General features: G+C 63.4%; 14 protein-coding genes. 4 read left to right on the top strand and 10 right to left on the bottom strand.

Annotated elements, in window-relative coordinates:
- Positions 1-490: 490 nt before the first annotated feature.
- Together AC0MRV_RS16950 and AC0MRV_RS16945 are read left to right on the top strand one after the other, a co-directional pair.
- On the top strand, positions 491-1,144 hold the full coding sequence (locus AC0MRV_RS16950) for a hypothetical protein (protein ID WP_472765689.1): 654 nt from the start codon (positions 491-493) through the stop codon (positions 1,142-1,144).
- A gap of 47 nt (positions 1,145-1,191) precedes the next feature.
- Positions 1,192-1,518 (top strand): hypothetical protein, encoded by a 327-nt coding sequence (locus tag AC0MRV_RS16945; RefSeq protein WP_472765688.1) that lies wholly within the window; start codon positions 1,192-1,194, stop codon positions 1,516-1,518.
- Positions 1,519-1,678: 160 nt separating this feature from the next.
- On the opposite strand, the gene AC0MRV_RS16940 is transcribed toward AC0MRV_RS16945, so the two are convergent.
- From AC0MRV_RS16940 to AC0MRV_RS16920, 5 genes are all read right to left on the bottom strand, one after another.
- The gene (locus AC0MRV_RS16940) at positions 1,679-3,010 is read right to left on the bottom strand and encodes an MGH1-like glycoside hydrolase domain-containing protein (RefSeq protein ID WP_472765687.1); all 1,332 of its coding nucleotides are present in this window, start codon (positions 3,008-3,010) and stop codon (positions 1,679-1,681) included.
- 337 nt (positions 3,011-3,347) lie between these two features.
- Positions 3,348-4,286, bottom strand: a complete 939-nt coding sequence (locus AC0MRV_RS16935) for an alpha/beta hydrolase (RefSeq protein ID WP_472765686.1) — start codon at positions 4,284-4,286, stop codon at positions 3,348-3,350.
- Between the two features lie 46 nt (positions 4,287-4,332).
- A complete protein-coding gene (locus AC0MRV_RS16930) occupies positions 4,333-5,901 on the bottom strand; it encodes an alpha-L-arabinofuranosidase C-terminal domain-containing protein (protein ID WP_472765685.1) in 1,569 nt (522 codons plus the stop codon).
- Between the two features lie 236 nt (positions 5,902-6,137).
- A complete protein-coding gene (locus AC0MRV_RS16925; RefSeq protein WP_472765684.1) occupies positions 6,138-6,521 on the bottom strand; it encodes a M10 family metallopeptidase C-terminal domain-containing protein in 384 nt (127 codons plus the stop codon).
- Positions 6,522-6,579: 58 nt separating this feature from the next.
- Positions 6,580-9,321: a glycoside hydrolase family 3 C-terminal domain-containing protein gene (locus AC0MRV_RS16920; protein WP_472765683.1), complete on the bottom strand. Its 2,742-nt coding sequence runs from the start codon at positions 9,319-9,321 to the stop codon at positions 6,580-6,582.
- Between the two features lie 306 nt (positions 9,322-9,627).
- On the opposite strand from AC0MRV_RS16920, the gene AC0MRV_RS16915 reads away from it, so the two are divergent.
- A complete protein-coding gene (locus AC0MRV_RS16915) occupies positions 9,628-10,458 on the top strand; it encodes a helix-turn-helix transcriptional regulator (RefSeq protein ID WP_472765681.1) in 831 nt (276 codons plus the stop codon).
- A 78-nt stretch (positions 10,459-10,536) separates the two neighbouring features.
- Here the strand turns inward: AC0MRV_RS16915 and AC0MRV_RS16910 are convergent, their stop codons facing one another.
- From AC0MRV_RS16910 to AC0MRV_RS16890, 5 genes are all read right to left on the bottom strand, one after another.
- The gene (locus AC0MRV_RS16910; protein WP_472765680.1) at positions 10,537-11,307 is read right to left on the bottom strand and encodes a 3-ketoacyl-ACP reductase; all 771 of its coding nucleotides are present in this window, start codon (positions 11,305-11,307) and stop codon (positions 10,537-10,539) included.
- 145 nt (positions 11,308-11,452) lie between these two features.
- On the bottom strand, positions 11,453-12,592 hold the full coding sequence (locus AC0MRV_RS16905; protein ID WP_472765679.1) for a Gfo/Idh/MocA family protein: 1,140 nt from the start codon (positions 12,590-12,592) through the stop codon (positions 11,453-11,455).
- Positions 12,593-12,636: 44 nt separating this feature from the next.
- Positions 12,637-13,473, bottom strand: coding sequence for a sugar phosphate isomerase/epimerase family protein (locus AC0MRV_RS16900; RefSeq protein WP_472765678.1), 837 nt, complete (start codon positions 13,471-13,473; stop codon positions 12,637-12,639).
- Positions 13,473-14,825, bottom strand: a complete 1,353-nt coding sequence (locus AC0MRV_RS16895; RefSeq protein WP_472765677.1) for a hypothetical protein — start codon at positions 14,823-14,825, stop codon at positions 13,473-13,475. The genes AC0MRV_RS16900 and AC0MRV_RS16895 overlap by 1 nt, the downstream gene beginning before the upstream one ends.
- A gap of 54 nt (positions 14,826-14,879) precedes the next feature.
- Positions 14,880-15,416 (bottom strand): helix-turn-helix domain-containing protein, encoded by a 537-nt coding sequence (locus AC0MRV_RS16890; RefSeq protein ID WP_472765676.1) that lies wholly within the window; start codon positions 15,414-15,416, stop codon positions 14,880-14,882.
- 200 nt (positions 15,417-15,616) lie between these two features.
- Here AC0MRV_RS16890 and AC0MRV_RS16885 point away from each other — a divergent pair, with 200 nt between their 5' ends.
- Complete coding sequence (locus AC0MRV_RS16885) at positions 15,617-17,866, top strand: multiheme c-type cytochrome (RefSeq protein WP_472765675.1); 2,250 nt, start codon at positions 15,617-15,619, stop codon at positions 17,864-17,866.
- Positions 17,867-17,868 lie beyond the last annotated feature (2 nt).

The raw sequence follows: 17,868 nt of genomic DNA, 5'->3' as shown, positions 1-17,868 counted from the left end.
CGTCTCATCCGACCGAGAGTTGTTGCTCCTGGTGCGTGACGGCGAAGTCGTTGCTCGTTTTGAGAAGAAAAGGGCGAACCAATCGCCGGAGACAAGGCCGACAAGTCGGCCTGTCTCAGCTTAGACGTTAGGCGAATATCAATGATTGAGCTCCTGTTAGTTCTAGCAGCTTACGTGTTCTGCCGGATTCGCGGTTTTCCCAGGGGCAGAGTTGGTTATCGAGTTCTATTCCTTTTGCTTTCGTTCGTCGGGTTGGTGGCCGCGGCAGATCTATACGTTTCCTATGCGATCAATTCGCACTATTTCCCTCACATCGACTCACGTTACCAGCTGGGCCTAGTCGCGATCGGAATTCTAGTTTTTGCATCGTTTTTGGGAGAAGCTATCAGTCTGACGAGATACAAAATCGAGATGAAGAAAAGGGCCAACCAACCGCCGGAGACAAGGCCGACAAGTCGGCCTGTCTCAGCTTACCCGTTCGCCGAAGATCATGCGCCCGACCTACCTCATTGCGTTCTGCGGTCTATTGGTCCTACTGCTCGGCATCTTAGTCGCGCCGATTCGTGAGCTTGAGGTGCCGGGTTCGTTTCGTTCGACCAAAGAAGGGCAGTCGCTGTCGATTCAGGAGCTCTCCGACGACGAAATGGTCGTGATCGTTTATCGCTCATACGGTTGGAAGGGGACGAGCGATTCACTCTACCAGATTAGCGGTGGTCCGATCGCGCAGTTTATGGCGAAGTCATCGAGCCCAGATGAGGAGGAGAAGACAGCTGTCGCTGTGATGCACGACAGTCTCACAGACACCGAGCGCGTTGGCTTGGATAGCTACCTGCTCTATTTACGGCATGGGCCGCTGGGGAGCGTTCACCGCCAAGCTGACATCATCGTTGGCTACTATCGCGATGGAATTAAGCTTGGAGAGGAGAGATTTCGCGACGACTCGGGAGTTCTCTACGAAATCACGATCAAAGACGGAGTCTTGCACGGTCCCGAAGATGATTGGCGACGGCCTGAGTCGTTCCCTCCCTCGGTTTATCGCGAGATCATTCATCCAGCTGCGATTGAGAGAAAACTAAAAGAGGCGAACCAGCCGGTCGAGGCAACGGCTACCGCCGCTCCGCGTCGGCAGCCGCGCCTCACCTAAATCGTTGGACAGCAAAGCACATGGGACCAGTTCCGGATACTTTCACGTTGGACCGCTTCGTCGGTCAGCAGCTTCAGGAGGTTGGCGTCGGAGAGTTTGTCCTGAACCTGCGGTTCCAAGGTCCGGATTCGATCACATGCGAAGGAGAGCTGATCCTTCGACAAGCCGGCCAAGTCGACGTGGCTTTGTTGGGCGATGAGCTTGGGGATTTGGACGCGTTAGGGCGTATAGTTGGGAAGACTGTTACCGCTTGGAAGATTGAATCCTCCCACTGTTTTTCTATTTCTTTCGATGAAAGCGTGAGCCTCATGTTCACGTCGAAAGACCATCCCTACGAAGACTTTGTCGTTCGACCTGAAATCCAAGTCGTATGAGAAAAGGGCCCATCCACCCGCCGCAGCCAAGGCCGGGGCTGGCCACACTGCACGCATCGCCAACTCCCGCTCCGGCCCGGCGCATGCCTCTTTACTCGTAGGGGGCGTTCAGGGGCGGGATGTCTAGCGGAGAACTGGGACAACACGACGGTGGCTTCGCTTACTCCTCGGCGGATCTCGCCTTGGGAGAGGCCCAGGCGAGCCAGATGGCGGCGGTCCAGGTGAAGTGTTGGCCCCCGTAACCTTCGCCGGTGAGGGGATCGAAGTATTCGCTGAAGCCGGACAATTGGATCGCTTCGCGGGTCATGTTGCGGATGAGGGTGGCCTTCCGCTCGAAGCCGAATTCGGCCAGACCGCGGGCAATGAGGTAATTGATGATGGCCCAGCTTGGGCCCCGCCAGTAGCGGCGGGAATCAAACTTGGTGTGAGTCGGGTCGAAACTGGGGATGCCGTAGGGGGCCGATTCCAGGATGCGATCGAGGGTGCGTTGCAGCTTGGCGTCGCGCCGGGAGGAGGTGAGACCGGCGTAGTAGGAAAGGAAGGCGACACTGGACACGCCGTCGGCGCGAAGGCCGGTGCGCAGGTCGCGGGCCGAGTAGGCACCGAGCTCGTCGTTCCACAGGTAACGGGCCGCGTCGCGGGCGTGGTAAAGCCAACTGTCGATCTCGCGCACGGCGGCGTGCTTTTTGAGCACCTCGGCGAGGTAGCGCAGGTCGCGGTCGGCGCGCATGAGGATAAAGGTGATGCCGGGATCGGCCACCGCAAAGGGTCCTTCGCGCGTGATGTGGGTGTGATCCCAGCCGCAGGAGGCGCCGTATTCGACGAGTTTGAGGTAGCGGTCGTATTCGAAGCTGGTTGGCCGCATGGTCGGGTCCACGTGGGTGGTGTCCTTGCGTTCGTAAGGCGCGATGCCGGTGGGATCGACGTTGGCCAGAGCCTTGTCCCAGTCCGGCGAATTGTCGCGGCCGGATTCCCAGGGATGAGTGACGGCGATGGCGGAGCCTCCCGAGACCACGCGGTTGGTATGAAACCAACGGTGCCAGCTCATCAGCTTGGGGAACATGACCTGCAGGCGTTCGATGCCCGCGTCCGGGTTTTTTTCGTAAAGGTCGCGCACGACCGTGGCGGCGACGGGGGGCTGCGAACAACCCGAGGTCGGCACGGAGTGGGTTGATTTCCAGATGTTGGGTCCGGGAAAGTAACTGGGGTCGTCCCGGCGAAAAACGATGTGGGCGGCCATCCCGTTGGCCCACTGGCCTTGGAAGAGCGACTCCACCTCGGTCCAAGCCCGGTCGAGATCGATCTCCGAGAAACCGAGCGCGACGAACATCGAGTCCCAGTTCCACTGGTAGGGATAGAGTCCCTTGGTCGGGAGGGTGTAGTCGCCCCATTCGTTCTCGCGGAGGATCTGAATGGCCCGGCGATCGAGATCGATGGGTTTCTTGGGGACGGCGGCCGCTTCGGCCCGCTCTAGCTCAGCTTCGGGATCCATGGTTTGGTGATGCCCCCGCAGACCGACGACTGATTTGCGGGATGGAGTTGCAAACCAAGTTGGCGAATCCAGTGGGTTGCCCGACCGGGCGGGGAAGGTCGCTTCTACAAGCTAGGCTCATGCCAGTTGGGGGTGGGACGGCGTTCTCAGTCCATTTCTGGTCAATAATCTGACCTTTTGTCGCCGTCGTTTTCGATCCGACGGGTCCGTTTGGTCTGCGGTGGCGCTGCCGCCGGCCTCGTCCGGGACGATCGCGAGGGGTATCAACAACGAAGGCGCCAACGGCGAGAATTCGCGGTTGGCGCCCCCGGGGTGGAAATGAACCTGGAAGGGAACCTTACTCGGACGACTTCTTGGCGAGGAAGCCGTTGTGGTCGAGCCAGTGGGTGAAGACTTCGAACCACCAGTAGGTCGGGTGGCCGGGGTAACCCATGCCGAAGCCGTGTCCACCATCTTGATACAGGTGGAGCTCAACCGGCTTGCCGGCGTCGTGCCAGGCGTTGATCAGGCCAAAGTCGCCGTTGAAGACAAAATCGTCGATGGCGAGAGCGACAAAGAGCGGGGGAGCATTTTCCGGCACGTCCACCGCGCGCATGCCGCCGTAGATCGGGGCGATGAAGGCGAGGTCCATTTTCTCCGAGTTGAGCGTGCAATGCATGGTGAGACCGGCCCCGGCGGAGAAGCCCATCATGCCGATGCGATCGGGGTCGATGCCCCACTCGTCGGCGCGCTCCACCATCATGGCGTAGGCGGCTTCGGCGTCGGTGAGTTGGTTGGACAGGTCCCACTGCATGCGGCGTGGCGGGGGCGGGGCATCGCCGGATTCGGCAGCCGGAGGCGGCGGGCGGCGAGTCATCGACTCACGCAGGCCTTCGAGGGTCGGCGGGGTCGGGAAGAGGCGATACTTCAGCACGAAGGCGGCGACGCCCTGTTCGTTGAGGGCTTTGGCGATCTTCCAGCCTTCGTTGTTGATGGAGAGCCAACGGTAGCCACCGCCGGGCGCGACGAGCACCGCGGTGCCGGTGGCTTTGGCCGGATCGGGCAGGTAGGGGGTGAGGGTGGCGTGGCTGACGTTGCGCACCATCGGTTCGCCCCATTGGCGGAACCAGGACTCTTCGGCGGGCTGGTTTTCGACGCCGCCCGTGTTGAGCGAGATGGCGTTGGGTTCATCCGGCGCGTCGAGCGGGTAGATGGTGCCGTCCTGAGCGGAGACAAGAGGGGCGAAAGCAAGCACCGCGGCGAGGCCGGCGAGGGAGCTTTTGAAGGGGGATTTCATGAATGGATTTGGGTTGGGTTAGGTTTCCGGGATGGAAAGGGGGCGTTTACTTCTTCAGCTCGATTTCGAGCTGGGTGAGGGAGTGCGCCGGGAAGCTGTGGCTGATGCGGTCGCGCTTGAACTTGAGGTTGCTGGTCACAATGCGGACCTGCTCGTCGCCCATGCTGTTTCTGGCGTCGATGGAGTCGGCGGTGATGAGGTGGATCTGGCCCTGGCCGGTGTAGTCACCGGCTTGGAGATCGAGTTCGGCTTCGACCGCGTCGGTCTCGCTGCGGTTGACCACGTTGACGAAGAGTTTGCCTTCGGCTTCGTTGAGCACGGCGGTCACGTCGAGCACCGGGATGTCTTGGAAGATCGTGGTGTCGTAGGTGTCGCAACGGGTGAGGACATCGAGCGAGGTGCCGCGACAGTTGTTGGAGTAGAGGAAGAACGGGTAGTAGAGGGAGTTCTTGTAATCCCCGTCGTCGGTGAGACCGGCGAGACTGCTGAGGAAGGTAAGGTTCGCCATCTTCACGATGTCGGCGTGGCGGATGAAGGAGTTGAGGTGCTGCGCGAGGAGCAGCGGACCGGAGAGGTCGTTGGCGCGGGCGCCGTATTCGTCGAAGGAGATATAGATCGGCCGTTCGGCTTCGGTTTTGACGAGGGCCTTTTGGATCTGGCCCTTGGTGACCTCGATGATGCGGTCGATTTCGAGACCGAGCGACATTTGATCGGCAAAGGTGGGCTCGACGTCCTCATCCAGGGCGCGGAGGACTTGGAAGACGTAGCGGTGCAGAGAGATGTAGTCGATAACCCCTGCCATGTTCTCGAGCACGTAGTCGCTCCAGTCGGTCCAGCCGTCCTTGGGGTCGTAGCTCTTGGTGACGAGCGGGTAGTTTGAGGGGCCGGCGGCGACGAGCAGAATGTCCTTGTCGACGCCGCGCATGAGCTTGGCGGCTTCGAGGGCGAACTTCACGTAGTCGACCTTGTTCTTGTGACCGAGCTGCCAAGGGCCGTCCGGTTCGTTGCCGAGGGCCCAGTATTTCACGTTGTAGGGCTCGGCGTGACCATACTTCACGCGGAGGTCGGCGTATTTGGTGCCGGCGGGGGCGTTGGTGTATTCAACCCAGGCGGCGGCCTCTTCGATGGTGCCCGTGCCGGCGTTGATGCAGATGAAGTTCTCGGCGCCGATGAGACGGCAGAACTCGACGTATTCGTCGGTGCCCATCTGGTTGGACTCCTTGCGGGTGCGTGAGAGGTCGAGGGTGACGGGGCGCTGGTCCTTGGGACCGATCGCATCCATCCAGTGGTGACCGGAAACAAAGTTGCCACCGGGCCAACGAATGGCGCCGAGCTTGAGCGACTTCATCTGTTCGACGTAATCCTTGCGGAAGCCGTTCTCGTCGGCGAGGGGGGATTCCGGATCGTAGAGCGCTCCGTAGACGATGCCGCGGCCAAAGAAGCTCTGGCCTTCGCGCTTCAGGGGCTCGAGGAAGCTGGAGTAAATGTTCGGGTCGATCTCGCTGATCGTGCGGTCGGGATCGATCTTGATGAGGGCGGTCTCGCCGGCGACGAGAGGGCGGCTGAGGGTGCCGGCCAGAATAAGCGCGGAAAGCGCGAGGCTCAGTGGTTTCATCTTGTATACAGGGTGGGGTTGGGCCCGAAAATCGGGCGGGTCGAAGAAGGGGTTGAGGGGCTCGCTCGGCGCGAAGCGGCCAAGGCAGGTGGGATTAAAACGGGTGGGCCGCAGGCGATCGATGTGTTTCCCACTTCGCTGTTGCCTAACCGTAAAACCGGCGCAGCCGTGGCGGTGGAGCAAAGCCGAGAAGGTTGGGGTTGGGCGTGGGAAGCGCGGGCGTGGGCAGATCGATCTCAGTCAGCGGCCTGTCGGTGCGCGACGATGTGCTCGGTGGCGAATTCGCCGACCTGGCGCGTGAGGGTCATTTCATCGGCGGTGAGAGTGCCGCGGTAGGTGATCACGATTTCCATGCCCTGCATGTCCATCTTCTCGATGAAGGTCACCTTGTCGCCGTCCACTTTGATTCCCTGCAGGTCCACCGAGCCATTACCGAATTCCCGTTCGAAGGAGGCCTGGCCGGCGATTTGGTTTTCCTCGGTCTTGAAGACGAAGGTGTATTTCTGCTTGCCGATCTGGCTGTCGAATTCGGTGACCCAGGTGCCGGTGAGCTCGGCGGCGAAGCAGGCGAGCGTGGTGGCAAGGAAGAGGGCGAGAAGGCGGAGGGGGCGGGTTTTCATGGAGACGGCAGCGACGTTGGAGGATGGAGGATTCAGGGATTGCAGGGGTGCTTCGTATTCAGGGTGTGGTTACAGTGAATGGCAGGGTGGCGCGGATGTCGTCGGAGGCGGCGGCGAGCAGCAGCTCGTAATTGCCGGCTTCGACGACGTAGCGGCTGTTCGCTTCGTCCCAATAGCGCAGGCGCTCGGTCGGCACCTCGATGGTGACGGTGGTGGACGCTCCGGGCTCGAGGGTGACGCGCTCAAATCCGCACAGCGCAAGACGCGGCTGCGGCTGGGCGGAGTCGACGTGGCGGTAGTAAATTTGCACGACATCGTCCCCGACGCGGTCGCCGTGGTTGGCGAGGGTGAAGGAGAGCTTCACCGTGCCATCGTTGGCCACACGGGATGCGGCGAGACAGGCGTCGGCGTAGTCGAAGGTGGTGTAGCTGAGACCGTGGCCGAAGGCATAGAGCGGCTGGCCGTCGAAGTAACGGTAGGTGCGGCCCGACATATCATAGTTGCGGAAGTCGGGCAGATCGGAGGTTGCGCGGTAGAAGGTGACGGGCAGGTGGCCGGACGGATTGACGACGCCGAAGAGAACCTCGGCGACGGCGAGGCCGCCGGACTGGCCGGGATACCACGCCTGCAGGATGGCGGACAGGTGTTCGTCCTCCCACGGCAGGGCCATGGCGGAGCCGCTGCAGTTGACCATGACCACGGGCTTGCCGGTGGCGTGGAGGGCGCGGATGAGGTCGCTTTGTTCGGTGGGCAACTCGATCGAATCGCGGTCGAAGCTTTCGCCTTCCTGCGCCGGGGTGATGCCGCCGACGTAGAGGATGAGGTCGGCGTCGGCGGCGAGGGCGAGCGCCTCGGCCTTGAGCTCGTCGACCGGGCGATCGGTGGTGTTGTCCTGGCCGCTCCAGGGGGCGGAGCCGGGCTTGGTGGTGACCGGGCTGCCGAGGGCGTAGGTGAACTCGACGTCGTGGCCGGCGATGCGTTTGAGGCCGTCGAGGATGGAGATCGGGTGTGAAGAGGAGCCGTGGTAGTTGCCCTCCAACATGGATTTGGAATCGCCGTTGGGGCCGATCACAGCGACGCGGCGGTAGGCGTTGCGGTCGAGCGGGAGGATGCCGTCGTTCTTGAGGAGGACGAGGGATTGGCGGGCCAATGCGAGGGCGACGGCACCATTTTCCGGCGTGTCGTTGTCGGCGATGGTGTAGGCGTTGTAAGGGACGCGATCCACGGGGTCGAACAGGCCCAGGGTGAAGCGGGTCCAAAGCGTGCGCATGAGCGCGTGGTCGATTTCGGCTTCGGTGACGAGGCCCTGTTGGACGGCGCGCACGAGGGCGTTGTAGTCGCCGCCGCAGCAAAGGTTGCAGCCGGCCTGAACGGCGAGCGCGGCGGCTTCCTCGGGTGTATCCACAAAGTGGTGTTGGCGTTCGCCGTGGATATCGCGGACGGCGTCGCAATCGGAGACGACGTAGCCGTCGAAGCCCCACTGGTCGCGGAGCAGGTCGGTGAGCAGGAATTTACTGCCCGTGGCGGGAATGCCGTTGATGGCGTTGTAGGCGCTCATGACGCCGGCGACCTTGCCCTCGCGCACGACGCGTTCGAATTGCGGCAGGTAGGTTTCGTAGAGGTCGCGCTGGGAGACCACCGCATCGAACCGATGGCGGTCGGGTTCGGGGCCACTGTGGACGGCGAAGTGTTTCGCGCAGGCCATGGCGAGCATGTAGTCCGGGTGATCGCCCTGAATGCCGCGGACGAATTCGACGCCAAGCTCGGCGGTTAGAAAGGGGTCTTCGCCGTAGGTTTCCTGGCCGCGACCCCAGCGCGGGTCGCGGAAGATGTTGATGTTGGGCGTCCAAAACGTGAGGCCGGCCCACCACTTGGAGTCCCCGTTGTTTTGGGTGGCGTAGTCGTTGTGTTTGGCGCGGCCTTCGATGCCGATGACGCGCCCTTCGGCGCGGAAAAGTGCGGGGTTCCAGGAGGCGGCGCCGCCGACCGCCTGGGGGAAGACGGTGGCAACGCCGTTGTTGGCGACGCCGTGCAGGGCCTCGTTCCAGTAGTCGTATGCCGGCAGACCCAGGTGCGGGATGGCGGGGGCGGCATTCTTGAGTTGGGCCACCTTTTCGGCCAGCGCCATGCGGCGGATAAGGTCGGCGGCGCGTTCCTCCCACGGCAGGTCGGGGTCGCGCCAGATGGCGGGCACGGTGACTTCGGGCGGCTGATGGGCGGCGACGCCAAATTCATCGGCGAGCTCGGAGGCGCGGACAAAGGCGACGGATTCGCCGGCTTCGTTGCGGATGTCGATGGTGTTGAACTTGGCGGTGCCCTGCGACGCCTTGAAGGTGAGGCGGAGCGGGCCACGCAGGGCGTCGTCGGGCTTGGCCACCATCCCGGTAATGGCGCCAACGATTCGGGCGCCGCCGGCGGCGGCGAACAGGTCGAAATCGGCGGCGAGCACGAGTTCACCGGCGGCCACGTCATAAACATTTTCGCCCGCGGTTTTGGCGACCGTCTCGATCGCGCGGATGTCCACCGAATATTCACCGGCCGGCAACCCGGCCACCGTCACGGTGAATTGCGTGCCCTGGATGTTTTCCAGGAACGCGTCGATCGGTCCATCGGCACCCTGAATGCGCGGCCAGGGCGGATCCTTGCGGTGCTCGAAGTCTCCGTTGACGGTCACCTGCGCGCTGCAACTGATGCAGGACTCGTCGGCGGAACGTGATTCAAAGGGCGCGGCGCCCAGCAGCATCGCGAGCAGGGAGAATATCCAGCCCGCGCGGGCCGCGGGAATAGATGGTTTATTCATGGGGAAAGGGGGGGACGCCGGTCGGCGCGGTCGACCGGAGTGCCAGTCAATACGCTCGCCCCGGAAGCCCGAGCGCGATGGTGGAGCTGCCCGCCGATGATGACGGCGGACGGGGGGATGCGGGACCGGAGGGGCCGGACGAGAGAGGGCATGGCAAAGGGGGGGCAGCATGCTACCGGTTCGGGCTGCGGAAATGAATGACCATTTTATGCCATGCATGATGATTTGTGTTCGCAGGTTGTGGACGGGCCTGCCGGAATTCGGCGCCTGATGCCCCCCGGAAAGCCAGAAGTGTTGCCTGCCTTCATGTCCGCTCAAGTGGAGGACGCGCGGCGTTTCTACGTGCCGCGGGATCTGCTCAGCGGCGGCCTTCAGGTGGTGTCCGGCGGTTGGGAGCGGTGCGCGCAGGACTACTGCATCCGCCGCCATGAGTTTGCGCACCCCACGGTGGAGTTGGTGGTCGGAGGACGGGGCTGGCTACAAATGGGGCGGGAGACGGTGGCCCTGCATCGAGGCGTGATGTTCAGCTACGGTCCCAAGGTCGCGCATGAGCTGACGACGCACCCCGTCGAGCACCTGGAAAAGTTCTTTGTCAACATGTCCGGTGCGACTGCCCAGGCCTTGTTGCAGGAGGCGGGGATGCGGCCGGGGCGCATCCTGACGCTGTCCGCGGTTGAAGAAGTGCAGGGTGTGTTTGACCAATTGATCACGGCTGGCCAGCGAGGCACGGCCAACGCGGCACGAATCGCGGCGCTGCACGCCCGTATCCTGATGCTCATGGTGGCGGAGGCGCAGCTGCCGCATGGGCAACGGGCGAGCGGAGCGCGGGAAACCTTTCTGAAGTGCCGCGCTTATTTGGAGGCGAATTACCTGCGGCTGCGCACCGTCGAAGAAGCCGCGGCGGCCTGTGGCGTGACCCAAGCGTATTTCAGTCGGATCTTCACTCGATTCGCGAGTCAGTCAGCCTATCAATTTTTGTTGCGGCTGAAGATGGGGCACGCGGCGGTGTTGCTGGAACATCGCGGCCTGAACGTCGCAGAGACCGCGGATGTCTTGGAGATGGATCCCTTCCATTTTTCGCGGACCTTTAAACGCATGCACGGCCGCGCTCCGTCCTCCTTCATTCCGAGGCGGTAGCTCCGGCCGGAAGCCGCCCGGTTTGCGTGGGAGAGCGATGCCCGTCACGCGAACCGCGGCGCCGGCGGGCGCGGGCACTTAAAGGCGCGGCAGGGTGAGGCCGCCGTCGACCATGATGACCTGGCCGGTGCTGTAGGGCAGGTCGCCGCGAGCGAGGGAGGCGACGGCTTTGCCAACGTCCTCCGGGAAACCCCAGCGCGGCTGCACGCAAAGGCCGTCGGCGATGAGCTTGTCGTATTTTTCGGTTACGCCGGAGGTCATGTCGGTCTTGGTCACGCCGGGGCGGACCTCGTAGACCGGAATACCTTCCGGGCCGAGGCGCGTGGCGAAGAGTTGCGACATCATGCCGAGGCCGGCCTTGGCGATGCAGTATTCGCCGCGATTGATGCTGATGACGGTGGCCGAAATGGAGGTGATGTTGACGATGGCCGCCGCGAAGGCCGGGTCGGCTTGGCGCGCCGCGACCATCTCATTGGCGAAGGCCTGGGTGAGGAAGAAGGGGCCCTTGAGGTTGGTGTCGACGACCCAGTCGTAGCTGTCCTCGGAGGTTTCGAGTAGATCGGCCCGCACCTTGGGCGCGACGCCGGCGTTGTTGACCAGCAGGTTGATGCAGCCGCCGGCGTGGACGCGGGTGGCGTCGAGGATGGTCCGGCGACCTTCAACGCTGCCGATGTCGCCGCGGGCGTAACCGACGGTGACGCCGAGGGCGCGAAGCTCATCGAGGACGCCGGCCACCGACTCTTCGGGGCGGACGCCGTTGATGACGAGGTTCCAGCCTTCTTGGGCGAGGGCGGTGGCGATGCCGAAGCCAATGCCGCGGGAGCCGCCGGTAACGAGAGCAGTTTTCATGAGAATTTGATTTTGCCCACGGAAGACACGGAAGCCGTGGGGCAGGGAGTTGGATTGCCCACTAAACACACGAGATCACACGAAAGGAGGTGGAAACGTTCTCTGAGTTTCGTGCTCTTTCGTGTGTTTCGTGGACCGAATTGAATCAGAGTTCGGGGATGTCGACCCAGCGGCGTTCGGCCCAGGACTTGAGCCCGAGCTCGGCGAGCTGCACGCCCTTGGCGCCTTCCTTCAGGCTCCACGGGAAGGGGGTGTCGACGACCACGTGTTTGAGGAAGGCTTCCCACTGCACCTTGAAGGCGTTGTCGAAGGCCTGGTTGGAGGGCACGCGGGTCCAGCCGTCCTTGTAGTTGATCGGGCTGTCGATATCCGGATTCCAAATACAACGCGGCGTGTTGGCGAGGGACTGGCTCTTGCAGTCGCGCAGGCCGGCGACGGCGGAACCGTGGGTGCCGTCGACCTGGAGGGTGAGCAGGTCGTCGCGGTCGACGCGCACATCCCAGGACGAGTTGAAGTGGCAGATGGTGCCGTTCTTGAGCTCGAAGGTGGCGTAGGCGGAGTCGTCGGCGGTGCACTCGTAGGGCTGACCATTTTCATCCCAGCGGGTGGGGATGTGGGTGGCGCCGAGGCAGGTGAGGGACTTGATGTCGCCGAAGAGGTTTTGGATCACATACTGCCAGTGGCAGAGCATATCGACGATGATGCCCCCGTCGTCCTCCTTGCGATAGTTCCAGGAAGGGCGTTGGAGTTGCTCGTGCTCACCGGTGAAGACCCAGTAACCGAACTCGCCGCGCACGGAGAGGATTTTGCCGAAGAAGCCGGTATCGATGAGATACTTGAGCTTGAGCAAGCCGGGCAGCCAGAGCTTGTCCTGCACGACGCCGTTCTTAAGGCCGGCCGCGGTCACCTCGTTGTAAAGGGCCAAGGCTTCGGCGGAGGTCGTGGCGGTCGGCTTTTCGCAGTAGATGTGCTTGCCCGCGGCGATGGCCTTGCGCACGCCGTGGGGCCGCTGGCCGGTGAGGGTGGAGTCGAAGTAGATGACGTTCTCGGGCTTGGCCAGTTCAGCATCGAGGTCGGTGCTGAACTTCTGGATACCGACACGCGCGGCCAGGGCGGCAAGCTTCTTGGCGTTGCGGCCGACCAACACGGGGTCGGGCATGATGACCTCGCCGTCGGGCAGCTGCACGCCGCCCTGGTCGATGATGGCCTTGATCGAGCGGATCAAGTGCTGGTTGGTGCCCATGCGTCCGGTGACGCCGTTCATGATGATACCGATGGATTTCATGTTCTATGTAAGAGGTAGGATGTGAGAGGTAAGAAGTGGGCGGATCAGGTGTGGTCGCGGTAGGCCTGGATGATCTTCGCGAGGTATTCGTCCTGATCCATGGCCCAGAGGCGGGTGGAGAAGACTTCGACTTCGTTGAAGCCGGTGTAGCCGGTGGCTTCGACCCAGCCGCGGATCTGGCGGATGTTGATGCAGCCTTCGCCCATGAGTCCGCGGTCGTTGAGGAAGTCGGTCGTGGGCGAGCGCCAGTCGCAGACGTGGAAGGCGAAGAGTTTGTCGAGCTGTCCGCAGCGAGCGATCTGGGATTCGAGGTCCGGATCCCACCAAAGGTGGTAGACGTCGGCCGCAACGCCGACGTAGGGCGAAGCGAGCTGCTCGCACATGTCGTTGGCCTGACCGAGGGTGTTCACGGCGGAGCGCGAGTCGGCATACATCGGGTGCAGCGGCTCGATGCCGAGCTTCACCCCGGTGGCGGCACAGTCGTCGAGCACGGCGGCGATGCCAGCGGTGATCTGCTGACGGGATTCTTCCAGGGGCTGGCCCGGGACGGCGCCGCAGACGAGCACCACGAGCGGGGCGCCGAGGGCGTGGGCTTCGGCGATGGCCCGGCGGTTGTCATCGATGGCCTTCTGGCGTTCGGCGGCAGTAGCACCGGGAAAGAAGCCGCCGCGGCAGAGCGAGACAATGCTCAGACCGTGGTCGCGCAGCAGGCGGCCGGATTCAGCGATGTCGCGGCCGGCGAGGGTGTCGCGCCAGACGGTGATGCCCTTGACGCCGGCGGCACTGAACTTGGCGGCGGCGGTCGGCAGGTCCCAGGGCTTTGTCGTGATGGTGTGGATACAAAGCCGGTCGAGGTCGGTGAGCGGGGCGGCGGGATTCATCAGAGGCAGCCGAAGAAGGTGTAGTCGGGTTGCTGGGCGGTGAGCACGAGTTCACGCATGTGATAGTCGCCCCACATGCAGGCCTCGCCGCAGGGCACCTTTTGACCGTCGGGGATGTGATCCCAGCCGTTGGGGCGATGGTAGACGGAATGAAGGAGCAGGCCCTGGTGGGCGGGATCGATGCCGAGGTAGGTGTCGTTGAGCAGCGCGCGCAGGGACGTGAGACCGGCCTGGAGATAGCGTTTACCATCTTCGGTGTCGGTGCCGAGGTAGCGACCGAGGCGGATGAGGCCTTGGGCGCCAATGGCGGCGGCGGAGCTGTCGACCGGTTCGTGGTCGTTGAAGGGCTCGGAGGCGCGGTTGCGCCAGTCACCCATGAGGGCGAGGCCCGGCGCGCCACCGTCCCAGTAGGGCACGCCGTCGGTGGGGGTGTTGGCGATGAACCAGTCGCAGGTCGCGCGGGCGCCTTTGAGCATGAGGGCCTCCCATTTGGCGCGACCGCCGAAGGGTTCGAGTTCGGCGTCGGCCACGGTCTTGAGAAACTCGAGTTGTTCGGCGAAACCAACCATGGCCCAGGCGAGGCCGCGGGTCCAGGTGGTGAAGCCGGAGAAGCCTTGCTGCGAGTTGGGGCAGCGGAAGCGACCATCGTTGGTGTTGAACACCGACTCGTGGGCGGTGCGGCCCCACTCATCGTAGCTGTCGCGACCCTCGCCGTAGAACACCGCGTAGCGGGCGGTGGACTCGATGTGCTGGAGCGCGCGGCCGAGCAGGGAAATGGGCTTGTCGTTCTCGCCCATGAGGGTGTGGCCGAGGGCGTGGGCGACCATCACGATGCGGCAGGAGCGGATGGTATCGACGAAGAGGGAGTGCGGACCGTTGAAGGAGTAAATGTAGCCGCCGCCGTCGTGGGTGTCGGACCAGCGGGAGGCCTGCACGGCGCCGGAGATTTTGAGGGCCAGTTTGCAGAACTCGATTTCGTCGGCGGGCAGGCGTCCCGCCTTTTGCAGGCGCAGCCAGTTGCCGTAGGTGGAAAGATTGTTGAAGCCGTGGTCGTGCACGCCGATGTGCGAGACGTGTGAGGCCATGCGCGCGACGGTCAGCTCCTTCGCCTTGGCGGCGTGGTGTTCGTCGCCTGTGGCGTCGAATTGCAGGAAGCCCGACCCGTAGTGGAAACCCTCGGTCCACTCGGTCCAACCGCGGGTGGTGTATTTCCCACCGATGGTGAAGACCGGGGAGCCCTGCGCGGGATCGTATTCGGCGTGGATGAGATCGATCTTCTCGCCGGAGAGTTTCCAGAAGCGCTCCAAGGCGGGAGCGAGGTCGGCAAGCGAAAGGCTGTTGTCTATCTTCATGAAAAAAAGGGGTTAAGGGTAATTTGTAACCTAATGGGTTACACTTTTACTGGTTCAGTAGCGTTTGTCTTTGCGGAGGTGGAGGATGAGGAAACGGGTGTCGTCGAGGGCCTCGTAGGTGTGCTCCTGGATGGCGTCGAATTGGATGCTTTGACCGGCACTCAGGTCGAAGGACTCGTGGGGGAGGCGGAGGCGGAGGGCACCTTGCAGCACCCAGCAGACCTCGGTGTCGTCGTGGTGCACCTCGGGGCGGGAAACGGCGGCGTCGCGCGGGGCTTCGCCGAGCAGGGCGACGGCGTTGGCGTAGCGGATCTCGCGAAACTTGAACTCGCCGGAGCGGTGCGATTTCTCGCTCGCGCGGTGGGCAAGCGAGGATTCGGCCATCGCCAGCAGGTCGGTGGCGCTCAGACCGAAGGCGCGCCCGAGGCTGTAGAGGGTATCGAGCGCGGCGGTGGTTTGGTTGCGCTCCAGTTTGGAAATCACCGCCACCGACACGCCGGATGCCTCCGACAAGGCGGCGATGGTGAGGTTGTGCTGGCGCCGGAGGTGACGCAGGACGGAGAAATCAAATTTTGGGGTCGGGGCAGCCAATTTCTTAAAAGCGAAAAATAGATCGAAAAATTATCAATAGGGAAAATGGGAAATTGAGGATTATTTAAAGCTCTTCGACTGGGCTGAGCTTCGTTTGGGCGCTTTACGTTCGGGGGCGCGGTGGGTTTGGTGAGGCGGTGCCCCGATCTTTCGTTACTCCAGGTTTTCGCCGCCGTGAGCGTCGGGTTGTGTGGCGAACCTTGGCGGCACTGCTTCTCGCTTGGTGGGGAGGCGGTGCGCTGGTGCTGGCGCTGGGAGCGTGCAGCAGGACAGAGGTCGAGGTCGCATCTTCGGCTGATCCGAAGGTGACGGCGACGGTCGCACGTTTGCCGTCCCAAGCGCCGAAACAAACTTCGGTTTCATGTCGGGAATGTCATGCCGAACAGTTCGAAGCTTGGCACGGCACCGACCATGCGTTGGCGAATCAATCGATCGAGGTGGCGGAGCTTGGTGCTGCGTTCATGCCGGCGCGAACGGTCGCGGACGGTGGAACCACGTTTACGGTATCGACGGAGTCGGACCTGCCGCACCTGCGCTGGACTACCGAAGAGGGGGAGCGCGAGTTGCCGATCAAAGGCGTGCTCGGTCACGCGCCGCTCCGGCAGATGTTGGTGGAAACCGCGACCGGTGACGGGCGTCTGCAACCGACAGATTTGGCGTGGGATCCGGACCGGGAGGAGTGGTTCAATGTCTTTGGTGACGAGGGGCGTAGACCCGGAGAGTGGGGGCAGTGGACCGGGCGCGGCATGAATTGGAACTCGATGTGTGCCCACTGCCACATGACCGGGTTCCAGAAGAACTATGACGGCTTGTCCGATCGTTACGCCTCGACCTGGGTGGAGCAGGGGATCGGATGCATGCAATGTCATGGTCCGGTCGAGCCGGACCACGGCAAGGGGCCACCTGCGTTGGATGCGCCGTCGGCGTGGATCGTGAATCGGCAACGCGCGGAACAGACCTGCGCTTATTGCCACGCCCGCAACGAAAGCCTGACGGCGGAGTTTCCGCCGGGCGGGCTCTACGAGGATCACTTCCGACTGACGCTGCCGGTGCAGGCGGGGGTGTTTTGGCCGGACGGTCAGCAGCGCGACGAGGACTTCAATTGGACCTCGGTGAAACTCAGCCGCATGCATCACGCGGGCGTATCCTGCATGGACTGCCACGATCCGCATACGCAGCAGACGGTATTGCCGGTGGAGAACAATGCGCTCTGCATGCAATGTCACTCCGCGCCGGGCCGGGTGATGCCGCAGACGCTGGTGCGGACGCCGGTGATCGATCCGACCGCGCATTCGCATCATCCGCTCGGTTCGACCGGCAACCAATGCGTGTCCTGTCACATGCCGACGACGAATTACATGCAGCGGGCACCGCGGCATGATCACGGTTGGTTGAAGCCCGATCCGCTGCTGACCAAGGAGCTGGGCATTCCCAACGCGTGCAGCTCGTGCCACGCGGACCAAACGGTGGACTGGGCCGTCAAGCACGCCGAGTCTTGGTATGGCGATAAGCTGGATTCAAGACAGCGTGCGCGGGCCCGAGCGGTGCACGCCGCTCAGGCAGGTGAAGTGCAAGCGGAAGCGGAGTTGCGCGCGCTGTTGGGTGATGAGGACATTCCGGCGTGGCGGGCGACCTACCTGCAGTTGTTGGCCCCGTTCGCGTCCGAGAGCTCAGCGGTGCGCCAAGTGGCGGTGGCGGCCACGCAAGATGGCGATCCAATGGTGCGCGCGTCCGCCGCTCAGATGCTGGCCGGCTCTCGCGAGGCGGAGGCGGCGGTGGCGCCGCTGTTGGATGACCCGGTGCGTTTGGTTCGGTTGGACGCGGCGTGGGCCTTGCCGGAGCGGGTGTCGCCAGGGAGCGATTTGGCGCGGGAGCAGCGGGCCTATTTCGAGCTTTCGTTGGATCAGCCCGCCGGTCGTCTGCGCTTGGGGCAATTTTATGCCAACACTGGCCGGCTGAAGGATGCGGGGGAGCAGATGGCGATCGCCGCCAAGTGGGATCGTTACTCGCCGGGCATTCACGAAGCGCATGCGCAGGTGCTGCAGGCAGCGGGACGTTTGGCGGAAGCGGCGGCGGCGTTTTATCGGGCGGCGCAACTGCGGAGCGGCAACGGTGAGGCGATGTTCACGGCGGGTCTCGCTTACGCGGAGGCAGGCTTGATGCCACAGGCCCAGCGAGCACTGCGCGCCGCCGTGGAGCGCGAGCCGGGCTTGGACCGTGCGTGGTATAATCTCGGGCTGGCATTGGTCCAGTCGGGGGAGATCGGGGACGGCCTCGTGGCGTTGCGGCAGGCCGAGACGGTGGCGCCGACGGTGCCGGACTACCCGTATGCGATCGCGACGGTGCTGTGGCAGCGCGGCGATCGAGTAGGGGCGCGAGCGGCCGCGCAGCGGGCCCTGGCGGCGGCGCCGGATTATGCGCCGGCCTTGCAGCTGTTGCGGATGCCCTGAGG

The sequence above is a fragment of the Actomonas spartinae genome (assembly GCF_051209155.1).
Classification (GTDB): domain Bacteria; phylum Verrucomicrobiota; class Verrucomicrobiia; order Opitutales; family Opitutaceae; genus Actomonas.
This window is presented reverse-complemented; position numbering and strand designations above follow the sequence as displayed.

Excerpts from the sequence above, each read along its gene's own strand:
- AC0MRV_RS16950 (WP_472765689.1), top strand. The coding sequence starts at position 491 with ATGCGCCCGACCTACCTCATTGCGTTCTGCGGTCTATTGGTCCTACTG.
- AC0MRV_RS16940 (WP_472765687.1), bottom strand. The coding sequence starts at position 3,010 with ATGGATCCCGAAGCTGAGCTAGAGCGGGCCGAAGCGGCCGCCGTCCCC.
- AC0MRV_RS16935 (WP_472765686.1), bottom strand. The coding sequence starts at position 4,286 with ATGAAATCCCCCTTCAAAAGCTCCCTCGCCGGCCTCGCCGCGGTGCTT.
- AC0MRV_RS16930 (WP_472765685.1), bottom strand. The coding sequence starts at position 5,901 with ATGAAACCACTGAGCCTCGCGCTTTCCGCGCTTATTCTGGCCGGCACC.
- AC0MRV_RS16925 (WP_472765684.1), bottom strand. The coding sequence starts at position 6,521 with ATGAAAACCCGCCCCCTCCGCCTTCTCGCCCTCTTCCTTGCCACCACG.
- AC0MRV_RS16920 (WP_472765683.1), bottom strand. The coding sequence starts at position 9,321 with ATGAATAAACCATCTATTCCCGCGGCCCGCGCGGGCTGGATATTCTCC.
- AC0MRV_RS16915 (WP_472765681.1), top strand. The coding sequence starts at position 9,628 with ATGTCCGCTCAAGTGGAGGACGCGCGGCGTTTCTACGTGCCGCGGGAT.
- AC0MRV_RS16910 (WP_472765680.1), bottom strand. The coding sequence starts at position 11,307 with ATGAAAACTGCTCTCGTTACCGGCGGCTCCCGCGGCATTGGCTTCGGC.
- AC0MRV_RS16905 (WP_472765679.1), bottom strand. The coding sequence starts at position 12,592 with ATGAAATCCATCGGTATCATCATGAACGGCGTCACCGGACGCATGGGC.
- AC0MRV_RS16900 (WP_472765678.1), bottom strand. The coding sequence starts at position 13,473 with ATGAATCCCGCCGCCCCGCTCACCGACCTCGACCGGCTTTGTATCCAC.
- AC0MRV_RS16895 (WP_472765677.1), bottom strand. The coding sequence starts at position 14,825 with ATGAAGATAGACAACAGCCTTTCGCTTGCCGACCTCGCTCCCGCCTTG.